The following is a 14,252-nucleotide window of genomic DNA, read 5'->3' on the forward strand; positions in this document are numbered from 1 at the left end:
AATCTGTCAGCGTTGCCAGCCAGCGCTGCACCCTCAGTGAGAAAGGTAATCAGACCATGGGATTTAAATGCGGTATTGTGGGCCTGCCGAACGTCGGTAAATCCACCCTGTTCAACGCGCTGACCAAAGCGGGTATCGAAGCAGCCAACTTTCCGTTCTGCACCATCGAACCCAATACCGGTGTGGTGCCTATGCCCGACCCGCGTCTTGATCAACTGAGCGACATCGTTAAGCCACAGCGTGTTGTGCCAACCACCATGGAATTCGTCGATATCGCCGGTCTGGTTGAAGGTGCGTCGAAAGGTGAAGGCCTCGGCAACAAATTCCTGACCAATATCCGCGAAACCGAAGCTATCGGCCATGTGGTACGTTGCTTTGAAAATGACAACATCATTCACGTTGCAGGCAAAGTAAACCCGGCTGAAGACATTGATGTTATCAACACCGAGCTGGCGCTGTCGGATCTCGATACCTGTGAACGTGCTATCCAGCGTGTGCAGAAAAAAGCCAAAGGCGGCGATAAAGACGCAAAAGCGGAACTGGCTGCGCTGGAGAAGTGCCTGCCGCATCTGGAAAACGCCGGTATGCTGCGTTCGCTGGATCTGGATGCCGATGAAAAAGCCGCTATCCGCTATCTGAGCTTCCTGACGCTGAAACCGACCATGTACATCGCCAACGTCAACGAAGATGGTTTCGAGAACAACCCTTACCTCGACCAGGTTCGTGCGATTGCTGACGCTGAAGGCTCTGTCGTGGTACCGGTATGCGCAGCGGTTGAATCAGATATCGCCGAGCTGGATGATGAAGAACGTGCTGAGTTTATGGCGGAGCTGGGTCTGGAAGAACCAGGTCTGAACCGCGTTATTCGCGCCGGTTACACCCTGCTCAACCTGCAGACCTACTTCACCGCAGGCGTCAAAGAAGTGCGTGCCTGGACCATCCCGGTAGGCGCAACGGCTCCGCAGGCGGCGGGTAAAATCCACACCGACTTCGAAAAAGGCTTTATCCGCGCCCAGACCATCGCGTTTGATGACTTTGTCACCTACAAGGGTGAACAAGGCGCGAAGGAAGCAGGCAAAATGCGTTCAGAAGGCAAAGAATACATCGTGAAAGATGGCGATGTGATGAACTTCCTGTTTAACGTCTGATTATTTTATAACCTGACGTTGAAAAGCGAGCCCATGCAAATTGCGTGGGCTTTTTTATTTCCGCTATTATCATCAATCAGTTTGTCAATTACCTTCAATACAGTTTACAGATTGAAGACACTCCAGGGATTTTTCCTAATCGCCACCAGAATAATCACTATATAAACTCCAGCACCTTTGTTATACCTTACCCCTGAATTTATTTCAGGATGTTTCCTGTTAAATTAAAAAATGGAGTCGTGGAAATTTTCACGGAATTACATTCTGCGCACCCATTATAAATATATAAAATGGAGATGATAAAAAACTCCATAAAATATTACAAAACTTGAATATTTATACCGGAGAGATATGAAATCCCATTTATTAGCTTTAACTTTAGGCGCAACCCTGGCAGGCAATACTGCCGCCGCGATTACCCCCGGAGGAATGGCGGGCTGGGCCTGGACTGTTGAAGAAGAGAATATAACCAGCCTGACGTTTCCCTTCACCATAAATTCTGCCCCGGAAAGTCCAGGCTATTACTTCGCAAACCAATTCGGTTTTATTGGTGTCACAGCTGCGGGATATATTGGTCTGCAACCTCGTACAGCCAATCAATATTCACTGGTATTTTCAAACTTCGTGTCAGGGGCAACCGTCATTGATAGCGACCGTTGCCGTAGCGGCGCTGATGGCGGTCCGGGGGTCAGCTGCTCAACATTGTATCCCATTAAAGTCGGTAAAAAATACCTCTTTGAGGTTCGCCGTGCAGCGAATGATTGGAACGCCTGGTACGGTTTCGTCAAAGAAGAAGGTAGCACGCAAGAAACACAAATTGGCGCATGGCAGCTCCCTGCGGGTTCTGGAGCTCTGAGGACATCACAAACCGGATGGATCGAATATTATAAAAAAGTTGATACCTGCTACATCCCGGAAGTCGCTCAAATCACGGTTTCCCCACCTTACGTCACCGCCAGCGGTAAGCAGGGAGCATTGTCAAACCGAGGTCAGCGCGGGGTTTGTAATGGCAAATTTGATTATGCCGCCGAGTTTATCGGCAAGGATTTGAGAACGACCGTGGGTCGTCGTATGATCACCAGCGATGCCTATAGCTCAGCACTTTATGATGGTGAACTGAAACCTGATAGTTTTGTTACTATTGGCGTTTACGATAGTGATAATAAAGAACTGGAAAAGCACACGGTTCAGGTTGGTAAAGACTATGTCGGGAAATGGACCTGGCCACATTATACTGCTGGGATTTTTAACAGTAAGCTAAAGAAAATAAAAATTGGTTTGTTCGATAAAGAGACCGGTGAAATAAACGTTAAGAACTGGTCGTCATTCGAGAACCAGATTTATAAAAACAAACTGGAAAATCTGAAAGTTGTCACCACTATTGAAAACATGTGGGTTAACGATGACGCATACAGTGATGATCTGCATTTAGGAAATCTTGAATCGGGTAGTTCAGTGATGATCACGGTTAAAGATCAGGCTGGAAAGTTACTTGAAGATTACACGGTTCGGGTTCCTGACAGTGATCTTGATCGCTGGTTGTGGTCTGGTTATACCGGCATTGAGTTTAATAGTGCTCTGAACAAAATAAAGATTGGTGACATTGATAACAATAACGACATCAGTATTGTCAGAACATCTTCTTATAAAAATAAAATATGGAAAAAGAGTCAGGAGCATTTAACCGTCAAAGCGGAAATCTTTAGTGCCAGTGAAAACCCGTGGATTAACCATGATCTGTTTGGCGATAAACTTGCCGCTGAGCTGCCGTCAGGCAGCAAAGTCACCATTAAGGTGAAAAGCAGCCTGGGTAACCTGCTTGAGGAACATACCGTAGAGCTACCGGATGGTCATCTGGATCGTTATAAGTGGCCTCCTTATGCTGCCAACGAGTTCAACAAAATCTTTAAACAGATTGTTATTGGCGAAAAAGTGGCAGAGGACAAGATCACCGTGATTGCCGGGTCGCAATACCGCAACCTGATCTGGAAAAAAGAGCGTGCAAATCTGACCGTTGAAGTCACCATTGAGTGATGTGGCTTAACCTCCATCATTAAACAAAAATCCACGCCAATGCGTGGATTTTTTATTCGTTAAGTCTGATGTGTTACTTGATGCCCATTGCATCCCGCAAGGTAAAGAACAGGTCAGTCTGATCCGTCAGACCCACCACATTGGCAGCATGAGGGCCGTAAGCCGCGATACGCAGCTGAGTGCCGGTATGCTCCTGAGACTCCTCTTCTGAGTTACCGTAGCTGATGGTCATCACCGCGCCATCTTTGGTATTGACCGCCTGCGTCAGCCCCGGTGCTTTGGTGCCATTTTCAACGATCTGACTGCTGTGAGCGTGGTCCGCAGTCACCACCACCAGCGTGTCACCGTGCTGACGCGCAAAGGCCAGTGCCTGCTGTACCGCTTCGTCCAGGTCCACGGTTTCACCAATCTGACCACAGGGATTGGCGGCATGGTCCTGTTTATCAATCGATGCCCCCTCAACCTGCAGGAAGAAACCTTTGTCATTCTGGCTGAGCAGGTCGAGTGCCTTTTTGGTCATCTGCGCCAGTGTTGGCGTACTGGCCGGGCGTTCTTTATTCACTTCACAGGTCACCACCGGCTTATCCAGGTTACCGTGATAGCTGGCTTTTGGCCCCTGCCAGCGTACCGGCATATTACCCTCCGCAAACAGCCCCAGCACTGGCTTGCTTTGGTCTGCCTGCTGCACAGCATTCATACCATCAAGATTATCCACCAGCTGATAACCCAGTGCCTGTGCCTGCTCACGCAGGGTTTTGCCCTGATATTCACCGGCTTTCGCCACTTCGCTGAAGGATTTCGCTCCGCCGCCCAGCGTGACATCGGCGCGGGTTTTCAGCATCTGTTCGGTAATTGAACCCTTCCCACCCTGCTCCAGCGCATTGGTCGGGCACAGCTCAGAGGTTTTATCCGGGCCATAGCATTTACGTGAGGTCACATGGGCGATCAGTGCTGCGGGTGTCGCATCCTGCAATTCCGCCGTAGAAACGTTACCGGTTGCCTTGCCCGCTGCTTTTGCCAGCTCCAGCAGCGTGGTCTGATCTTTCCCGTTCACATCAACGCCAATGGCACCGTTATAGGATTTGGTGCCGGTTGCCCAGGCCGTGGCAGAAGCGGCTGAATCCGTGACGTAGTTTGGTTTGTGGGTTTTCTTATCCAGTGAATAGTGGGTGTACTGGCCGGTGAGCGGCAGCGCATCAATCCCTGGGAAGAAGCCACCGGCTCCCATCGCCTGGTTACGAGCTGCGGTGATTTCCGAATCCCCCATGCCATCACCAATCAGCAGGATCACGTTTTTAGCCGTGCTGTTGCTGAGCGAGGCTTTCAAGGCTTCGGTTTGATCGCCCGTCAGACGACGCGCACCACCGTGCTGGGTCAGATCGCCGGTTGCGGCGCGAGAGTAAGTTGCCTCATCCGCCACCGCCGCCGAAGCAAACAGTGAAGCGATAAGTGGAACCGTAATCAGAGGTATCTGTTTCATTTATAAGCATCCTTATTCACAAATATAACCAAATGTTTCCGCGGACAAGTCTGCGACAATGGCGTTACACTTTTGTGACTGGCATGCAATGTTTTGATGACAGGATAACCAATGCGAACAGGGTTAACGCGATTCGCTCAGGGCTTAAGCGAATAGAAAAAAAGGAGAAAATAGGGCTTGACCCTTTTAGGCGAACTCCCTATAGTAGCGCCCCGTTGACCCGCCAAGGTCAGCAGCAAAAAATGTGGTGAGGTGTCCGAGTGGCTGAAGGAGCACGCCTGGAAAGTGTGTATACGGTAACGTATCGGGGGTTCGAATCCCCCTCTCACCGCCACAAATTTGAAGAAGAGTCTGAACTTATGTTCAGACTTTTTTTTTTGCATATTCTTCGGGTGAGAGAGGGTGAGAACCCCCGACGGGGTTCGACAACCGGCGCAGCCGGTTGGACAGTTTGGGCGCGCAGCGAACAAACTGCCCGCAGGGCGAGCGAAGCGAGTCAATCCCCCTCTCACCGCCACAAATTTGAAGAAGAGTCTGAACTCACGTTCAGACTTTTTTTTTGCCTGGTCTTCGGGTGAGAGAAGCGAGTCAATCTCCCTCTCACCGCCATCATTTTTATGAACCGGATCCATAAAATGCCGCGATACGGTTCTTAGAGATTGAGTTTTGTTAACTCAGTACCCGGCACGAAGGAAATAAGCAATCATCTCGGGAGACCTCTCTGCGACAGGTTTCACCGCATCATTTTCTGGAGCTGAGTTCACGCTGGGTCCATCAGGAGTGTGTAAACGTGATAAGCATACAGAGTTTCTGATCTTGTAGACCTCAAACATTCCCGGATGGGAGACAGGTTCACTTTCCGGAATCCTTCGCAAGTTTTTCATGGCAACGTCCCTTTCACAAAAAAGGCATGATAACTCCAGGATAAATCTTAGTTAAGGAAAATCTCATTTATATTAATTTTTCTCATATAAAAATCAACTCCATGGAGAGAATAGACACAGATAACCGGCCTGAAATCTATCAGCTACACCGCTAATGATTACCGTTTATTATTCATCGGTTATGTCCACTTACGGCTACTGTCCTGTTCTTAGCACAAAAAAACCCGGCCTGAGCCGGGTTTTGTCTACTGTCCTGATTCTCAATGGTTAACTGTAAGCATGCAGCGTGCGCTGGCAGAGTGCCGAACGGACACAGTCGTCTTTAGCAAAACGGACAACCCCAATCATCTCATCCTCTTCGAAGCGCGCCAGCGCATCTGCAAGGCCTGATAGCACGCCACGCGGTAAATCGCATTGGGTGATATCACCGTTGACGATGACCGTCACGTTCTCACCAAGGCGCGTCAGAAACATCTTCATCTGCGCGGCGGTGACGTTCTGCGCCTCATCCAGAATCACCACGGCATTTTCGAAGGTGCGTCCGCGCATATACGCGAAGGGCGCGATCTCCACCTTGCCGATTTCGGGACGCAGGCAGTACTGCATAAAGGAAGCGCCAAGACGTTTAACCAGAACGTCATAGACCGGCCGGAAATAAGGGGCGAATTTCTCGGAAATATCTCCAGGGAGGAAACCGAGATCTTCATCCGCCTGCAGAACCGGGCGCGTAACGATTATCCTGTCGATGTCCTTATGTATCAGGGCCTCAGCCGCTTTGGCTGCGCTAATCCAGGTTTTTCCGCAGCCGGCTTCACCGGTGGCGAAAATAAGCTGTTTCGTTTCTATGGCATTAAGATAGTGCGCCTGAGCATCATTTCTGGCCTCAATTGGTGAACGATCGCGTACATCCCGCGCCATACCAATTGCATCCAGCCCACCCATCTGCACCAGCGAAGTGACCGATTCTTCTTCACGCTGACGATGACTGCGAGAGTCATTACGAATTACTCTTCTTGCTTCGCGACGCGCTTTGATCACTGCTTTCTGTCTTCCCATAGTGGCACCTTACAGTTGGTTTCATTTATCGCCGCAGGGCTTGTCCTGTTGCGATGACGTGAACGCTTTAGAGGTTTACGTGGCTTCCTTTAGAGCCGTTTCTAGCCATTGAGAAAGGTGTACAACAACGCCAAAACGCTGCCGCGCACCGGTAATGAATTGGGGCCTGAACAAGTCTGAAGATTGAAAAACGAAGAGGAAACTTTCGAGGGAAGAAATCCCCCGCAGTGAACTGCGTATGTTGGAGGGTATTTACCTGTCCTTTGAAGGACCGAATCATGAGCGAACTCCAGTGACCTTAGCCACACTTCTGACAACGCTTATGATTAAAGTGCATCATATTTACGGTCGTTTGCAACAGTAATTTTAACTATCGGCTAACAAAAAGTGACTGCGGCATGCATCCGGCCTGCATCTTAAATTAAATTTAAGATAACTATCAATGAGTTAGTTATTTCAGGTTGGTATGAACTTTTTAGGAGGATTCGGAAACCGCAGGTGCCATGCGAAACTCAGGAAAACCTGACGAGGATGATGTCTGTGCTTCTAATGTGGTAAAACGTGCTGTGTGTTTATTAACCAACTGGTCAACAACCGCCTGCTGGGATAATTGTTTTACCCTGGAAAATATATTCACTCGCGGTTGAACACCTCATCTCGATGGCACTGCAATAAAACCCGCCCCATAAAATGAGGCGGGCAGAGGCTTATTTAGTCTGATACTCGGCTTCTGCCGCCGCAAAGCGCAGTTGCGCCTCCTGCGAGGGCGCCCGGCCCATCAGGCTCACCACCACAATTGCGATGCTGGCAAACAGGAAACCTGGGATAATTTCATACAGATCCAGCCAGGCATATTGTTTCCACACCAGCACCGTCGCTGCGCCAATAATCATGCCCACCAGCGCACCGTTACGTGTCATGCGTTGCCAGCACACACCAAACAGCACCACCGGCCCAAAGGCAGCACCAAAACCAGCCCAGGCATAACTCACCAGACCCAGAACACGGTTTTCTGGATTTGCGGCCAGCGCGATCGCAATCAAGGCAATCACCAACACCATCAAGCGTCCCACCCAGACCAGCTCCCGCTGACTGGCATTTTTCCGCAGGAAACCTTTATAAAGATCTTCCGTCAGCGCGCTGGAACACACCAGCAACTGGCAGCTCAGCGTCGACATCACCGCCGCCAGAATCGCCGACAGCAGAATACCGGCAATCCACGGGTTGAACAGGATACGCGCCAGTTCGATAAACACGCGCTCACCGTTCTGACTGACACCGCCAGCCTGGTCCGGATGGTTCTGGAAGTAAGCAATACCGAAGAAGCCCACCGCCACTGCGCCTGCCAGGCACAGGATCATCCAGGTCATCCCAATTCGACGCGCGGTGCGGATGGAACGATGGGAGTCGGCAGCCATAAAACGTGCCAGAATATGCGGTTGTCCGAAGTAGCCCAGTCCCCAACCGAGTAGCGAGACAATCGCCACAAAATTCAGCCCTTTCAGCATGTTGAGGTTTTCCAGACTTTTAGCCTCAATCACCGCCAGCGAGTCAGACAAGCCACCCACCGCCACAATCACAATCACTGGCGTCAGGATCAGCGCGAAGATCATCAGGCTGGCCTGAACGGTATCAGTCCAGCTCACCGCCAGGAAGCCGCCTACCAGGGTATAGAGAATGGTGGCCGCAGCACCGGCCCATAGCGCCGTCTGGTAATCCATACCGAAGGTGCTCTCAAACAGACGCGCGCCAGCGACCACCCCTGAGGCACAGTAAATGGTGAAGAAGATAAGAATGACCAGCGCAGAGATCACACGCAGAATTTTGCTGTGGTCCTCAAAGCGGCTGGTAAAGAAATCCGGCAGCGTCAGAGCATTGTTATGATGCTCCGTCTGTACCCGCAGACGTCCGGCAACGATTTTCCAGTTCAGCCAGGCACCGATAGTCAGACCAATGGCAATCCAGCTCTCGGAAATGCCCGACAGGAAAATAGCTCCCGGCAACCCCATCAACAGCCAGCCACTCATATCCGACGCCCCCGCAGACAACGCAGTTACCACGCTGCCAAGGCTGCGGCCACCAAGGATATAGTCATCAAAGTTTTTGGTCGAACGCCAGGCAATCAGCCCTATCAACACCATCCCGAGGATATAAACAACAAAAGTCACCAACATCGGTGTACTGACATTCATTTTATCTCTCCACTTATTATTCGATTTCCATAAAGGCGCGGTATCCTGCCGCAAAGCGGTGGCCGGTACAATGCCTTTCATTTCACGCTACAGACGGTTGCACCCCATGAATTTACAATCACCCAAGGTGCAACCCTGGCGAGATTCTTGCAATAAACCTCAGACCAATGACTTAGCGCACAATTAACAAGGTTGCACAAAGTTGCAACATAAGTGATAGTGCAGTTCACACCGGACATCAAACTATTCTTTTTGAGGAACAGGAAAGCATGGGAACCACCACCATGGGGGTGAAGCTGGATGACGCCACCCGCGATCGCATTAAATTGGCAGCACAGAAGATCGATCGCACGCCACACTGGTTGATTAAACAGGCGATTTTTAACTATCTGGCGCAGCTGGAGGCTGGGGATTCGCAGCCGGAGATTCCGTTGCAACCCAGTGATACTGCGCAGGAAGACGCATCAGCTGAAGAGACCCTGCAACCGTTCCTCGATTTCGCCGAGCATATTCTGCCGCAGTCGGTGACACGTTCAGCCATTACCGCTGCATGGCGTCGTCCGGAAACCGATGCCGTCCCAATGCTGCTGGAACAGGCACGCCTCCCTGCCCCGCTGGCGGAAAAAACCCATCAGCTGGCTTACACCCTCGCCGATAAACTTCGGCATCAGAAAGGTGCAACCGGGCGCGCCGGAATGGTGCAAAGTTTGTTGCAGGAGTTCTCCCTCTCTTCTCAGGAAGGGGTGGCGCTGATGTGCCTGGCCGAAGCTTTGCTGCGTATTCCTGATAAACCGACGCGTGATGCGTTAATCCGCGACAAAATCAGCAATGGCAACTGGCAGTCGCATCTCGGTCGCAGTCCGTCGATGTTCGTCAATGCCGCCACCTGGGGCCTGTTGTTCACCGGCCGTTTGGTGTCCACCCACAATGAGGCTAACCTGTCCCGCTCCCTTAACCGCATCATTGGTAAGAGCGGTGAGCCGCTAATCCGCAAAGGTGTGGATATGGCGATGCGTCTGATGGGGGAACAGTTTGTGACCGGTGAAACCATCGCTGAAGCGCTGGCTAACGCACGCAAGCTGGAAGAGAAAGGCTTCCGCTATTCTTACGATATGCTGGGCGAAGCGGCACTCACCGCCAGTGATGCCAAAGCCTACCTGGTCTCCTATCAGCAGGCCATTCACGCCATTGGTAAAGCCTCCAATGGGCGTGGTATTTACGAAGGCCCAGGTATCTCCATCAAGTTGTCGGCACTGCATCCGCGCTACAGCCGCGCGCAGTATGAACGCGTGATGGAAGAACTCTACCCAACACTGAAATCCTTGACGCTGCTGGCGCGCTCTTACGACATCGGTATTAACATCGATGCCGAGGAAGCTGACCGCCTCGAACTGTCGCTCGACCTGCTGGAAAAACTGTGCTTTGAGCCGGAGCTGGAAGGCTGGAACGGGATTGGCTTCGTGATTCAGGCCTATCAGAAACGCTGTCCGTTCGTGATTGATTACCTGGTGGATCTGGCTCAGCGCAGCCGTCGTCGTCTGATGATTCGTCTGGTGAAAGGTGCCTACTGGGACAGCGAAATCAAACGCGCCCAGATCGACGGGCTGGAAGGCTACCCGGTGTATACCCGCAAGGTGTATACCGATATCTCCTACCTGGCCTGCGCACGCAAACTGCTGGCGGTGCCAAACCTGATCTATCCGCAATTCGCCACCCATAACGCCCATACGCTGGCGGCGATTTATCAGCTGGCAGGTAACAACTACTATCCAGGTCAGTACGAATTCCAGTGCCTGCATGGCATGGGAGAACCCTTGTATGAGCAGGTGGTGGGCAAAGTCGCCGATGGCAAACTCAATCGCCCATGTCGTATTTATGCCCCCGTTGGCACCCATGAAACCCTGCTGGCGTATCTGGTACGCCGTCTGCTGGAAAACGGGGCCAACACCTCGTTTGTGAACCGCATCGCCGATACTTCGCTGCCAATCGATGAACTGGTGGCCGATCCGGTCACGGCAGTGGAAAAAATGGGGGCGAGCGAAGGAGCGATTGGCCTGCCGCACGCGAAAATTCCGTTGCCGCGCGAGTTGTATGGCGAAAAACGCGTTAACTCCGCCGGTCTCGACATGGCGAACGAACACCGTCTGGCATCGCTGTCCAGCGCACTGCTGAACAGCGCCAGCCAGCCGTGGCAGGCCCAGCCGCTGATTGACGGCGAGCTGGGTGCCGGTAGCAGCCGTCCGGTGCTCAACCCGTCGGCTCCCGCCGATGTGGTAGGCAGCGTGCGCGAAGCCACGTCTCAGGAGGTGTCACAGGCGCTGGATGCGGCAGTGAATGCCGGTCCGATCTGGTTTGCCACCCCACCGCAGGAACGCGCCGCCATTCTGGAACGCGCTGCGGAAATGATGGAAGGCCAGATGCAGCAGCTGATTGGCCTGCTGGTACGTGAGGCGGGTAAAACCTACAACAACGCCATCGCCGAAGTGCGTGAAGCGGTAGATTTCCTCTACTACTACGCGAGCATGGTGCGTGATGATTTCGACAACGTCACCCATCGCCCGCTGGGTCCGGTGGTGTGTATCAGTCCGTGGAATTTCCCGCTGGCGATTTTCAGTGGCCAGATTGCCGCCGCCCTCGCCGCAGGCAACAGCGTGCTGGCGAAACCGGCCGAGCAAACGCCACTGATCGCCGCCCAGGCAGTACAGATTATGCTGGATGCCGGTGTGCCGTCTGGCGTGCTGCAACTGTTGCCAGGCCTGGGGGAAACCGTGGGGGCTCAGTTGACCGGAGACGAGCGCGTGCGCGGTGTGATGTTCACCGGTTCTACCGCCGTTGCCACCCTGCTGCAACGCAACCTTGCCGGTCGTCTCGATCCGCAGGGCCGCCCAACGCCGCTGATTGCCGAGACCGGCGGGATGAACGCGATGATCGTGGATTCCTCGGCGCTGACCGAGCAGGTGGTGGTGGATATCGTTGCTTCCGCCTTTGATAGCGCCGGACAGCGTTGCTCGGCCCTGCGTCTGCTGTGTGTGCAGGATGATGTGGCCGATCACACGCTGAAAATGCTGCGCGGTGCCATGGCCGAGTGCCGCATGGGGAATCCGGAGCGCCTTTCCACCGATGTGGGTCCGGTGATTGATGCCGAAGCCAAAGCCAATATTGAGCGTCACATTCAGGCGATGCGCAGTAAAGGCTTCACCATTTACCAGGCCGCGCAGGAAAATCCACAGGACAGCAAAGAATGGACGACGGGCACCTTTGTTAAACCGACGCTGATTGAGCTGGAACAGGTCAGCGATCTCGACAAAGAAGTCTTTGGCCCGGTGCTGCATGTGGTGCGTTTCGCGCGTAATAACCTGCCGCAGCTGATCGATCAGATCAACGCCTCCGGTTATGGCCTGACGCTCGGCGTACATACCCGTATCGATGAAACCATTGCGCAGGTCACTGCCGGAGCGAAAGTCGGCAACCTGTATGTGAACCGCAATATGGTCGGTGCTGTGGTCGGCGTGCAACCGTTCGGGGGCGAAGGCTTGTCGGGTACCGGTCCGAAAGCCGGTGGTCCGCTCTATCTCTATCGCCTGCTGGCCAACCGCCCGGACGCTGCACTGCGCACGACTTTTGATCGCCAGGATGCCGAGCGCCCGGTGGACAGCGCACTGCGCACCACGCTGCTCAGCGCCCATCAGGCACTGCAACAATGGGCACAGGACAAACCTGAATTGCTGGCCCTGACACAGCGCTATGAACAGCTGACACAAGCCGGTACGGTACGCGTGTTGCCGGGTCCGACCGGTGAGCGCAACACCTTCACCCTGTTACCGCGTGAGCAGGTATTGTGTATCGCCGATAATGAGCAGGATGCGCTGACGCAACTGGCAGCCGTCACCAGCGTCGGCAGCCATGCGTTGTGGCCGGATGATGAACTGCATCGCACGCTGCGCGCGGCGTTACCTGCGTCAGTTCAGCAACGCATTACGCTGGCAAAAGATGTGCTGGCGGGTGAGTTTGATGCGGTGATCTACCACGGTGATGCCGATCAGCTACGTAGCCTGTGCGAGCAGGTTGCTGCGCGTGAGGGGGCGATTGTTTCTGTGCAGGGCTTTGCCCGCGGTGAAACCAATCTGCTGCTGGAACGGTTGTTGATTGAACGTTCGCTCAGCGTCAATACCGCCGCTGCCGGGGGTAACGCCAGTCTGATGACCATTGGTTGATATTGAGCCGCAAAGCGGCCCTGTAACAGGGCCGCTATGCAGATTTTATTGCGCGATAAATCGCGCCGCTACGGATCTGCACGGTTTGTAGCGGCGCAATTTATTGCGCAAGTTTGTTCTTCAGGCGGCAAAACGCATTGCTACGCTGCGGTTTTCTTACGTTTCATGCCAATCAGGGTGGGGAAAACAAACAGCGACTGCCCCAGACCACGATTGGTTAACGACCACACCAGTACCGAGCACAGCGAACAGATGGTGACGATCGCTATCGGGTAGAGACAGGCCCACAGCACGGAAAACCATGTTTGCTCGAACAGATGATGACGCTGGGCAAACAGAATCGCCGACATGCCAAAGAACTCGATGAAGATGCGGTGAATAACGTAAATCTGCAACGTGTTACGCCCGATCCAGTTGAGCCAGCTCATACGGAAATGGGCATTCAGCCAGCGACAAATTGCTACGCTGCACAGCACCGCAATCAGGCACATAAACAGACTTCTGCTCATACCGAAAATCACATGCACACCCGCCAGGGCCACCAGCAGCGCCCAGGGCACGATGTTTTCACGTCGCCATTCGCTCAGGCGCAGCATCAGCGGGCTCCAGAATGCCCCCATCAGGAAGAACAGAAAATATTGCGCCAGGCTCTGTGGTCCCCAGAACGGAATAATCTTTTCGACTGCCAGATAATTCAGCACCACCGCGACCACCAGCAACGCCATTTTCTGCTTACGGAAGATCCTGGCGAACAGGAAGTAAATGCCCAGACCATACAGATACCAGGAGGTACTCATGGCGAGGAAGGTCAGTTTCAGAAACTCAAGCAGCGAACCGGCATACGCCGCATTCAGGTTTTCCGAGATCCGTTGCCCGGTAATTTCGGAGGAGATACCGACAATTGACCACCACTGAATAAATCCCCATAAAATATAGAGATAGAACAGGTTGGTAATCCGGCTGGTAAACACCTGTTTCCATGGGCGATTCATAATGCCGTTCGCTGCCAGCAATCCCGACACAAAGAAAAAGGCCGGCATACGCAGTGGCGACAGCACCGTATTAAACTTCACCCATAATTCAGCCGGAATCCATCCTGCCGACAGATATTGCACCGTATTCTCAAATCCAGGTAAGACCGTGTGGTAGAGCACAACCAGTAATATGCAGGTCCCTTTAAGGGTGTTCACCCACAATATTTCATCGCTCCTGGTGTTATTCATAAGATTAACTCCCGCTGTGTA

The 14,252-nt window shown here is 52.8% G+C and carries 7 protein-coding genes and 1 tRNA gene; 4 read left to right on the forward strand and 4 right to left on the reverse strand.

The window, feature by feature from the left end; translation table 11 throughout:
* Positions 1-56: 56 nt before the first annotated feature.
* Positions 57-1,148, forward strand: coding sequence for a redox-regulated ATPase YchF (ychF, locus tag HA50_RS11575; RefSeq protein WP_084875528.1), 1,092 nt, complete (start codon positions 57-59; stop codon positions 1,146-1,148).
* Between the two features lie 351 nt (positions 1,149-1,499).
* Positions 1,500-3,182, forward strand: coding sequence for a hypothetical protein (locus tag HA50_RS11580; RefSeq protein WP_139810921.1), 1,683 nt, complete (start codon positions 1,500-1,502; stop codon positions 3,180-3,182).
* A 73-nt stretch (positions 3,183-3,255) separates the two neighbouring features.
* On the opposite strand, the gene phoA is transcribed toward HA50_RS11580, so the two are convergent.
* Entirely contained in the window at positions 3,256-4,662 is a 1,407-nt protein-coding gene (phoA, locus tag HA50_RS11585) for an alkaline phosphatase (protein WP_084875533.1), read from the reverse strand.
* Between the two features lie 246 nt (positions 4,663-4,908).
* Between phoA and HA50_RS11590 the strand changes: the two genes are divergently transcribed.
* A tRNA-Ser gene (locus tag HA50_RS11590) sits at positions 4,909-4,996 on the forward strand.
* An 817-nt stretch (positions 4,997-5,813) separates the two neighbouring features.
* Here HA50_RS11590 and phoH read toward each other — a convergent pair.
* On the reverse strand, positions 5,814-6,602 hold the full coding sequence (gene phoH / locus HA50_RS11595) for a phosphate starvation-inducible protein PhoH (protein ID WP_084875535.1): 789 nt from the start codon (positions 6,600-6,602) through the stop codon (positions 5,814-5,816).
* A gap of 707 nt (positions 6,603-7,309) precedes the next feature.
* On the reverse strand, positions 7,310-8,794 hold the full coding sequence (gene putP / locus HA50_RS11605) for a sodium/proline symporter PutP (RefSeq protein WP_084875538.1): 1,485 nt from the start codon (positions 8,792-8,794) through the stop codon (positions 7,310-7,312).
* Between the two features lie 269 nt (positions 8,795-9,063).
* On the opposite strand from putP, the gene putA reads away from it, so the two are divergent.
* Positions 9,064-13,008: a trifunctional transcriptional regulator/proline dehydrogenase/L-glutamate gamma-semialdehyde dehydrogenase gene (gene putA / locus HA50_RS11610; RefSeq protein WP_084875541.1), complete on the forward strand. Its 3,945-nt coding sequence runs from the start codon at positions 9,064-9,066 to the stop codon at positions 13,006-13,008.
* A gap of 140 nt (positions 13,009-13,148) precedes the next feature.
* On the opposite strand, the gene HA50_RS11615 is transcribed toward putA, so the two are convergent.
* Complete coding sequence (locus HA50_RS11615) at positions 13,149-14,231, reverse strand: acyltransferase family protein (RefSeq protein WP_084875543.1); 1,083 nt, start codon at positions 14,229-14,231, stop codon at positions 13,149-13,151.
* Between the last annotated feature and the right edge of the window lie 21 nt (positions 14,232-14,252).

The organism is Pantoea cypripedii (genome assembly GCF_002095535.1).
Classification (GTDB): domain Bacteria; phylum Pseudomonadota; class Gammaproteobacteria; order Enterobacterales; family Enterobacteriaceae; genus Pantoea; species Pantoea cypripedii.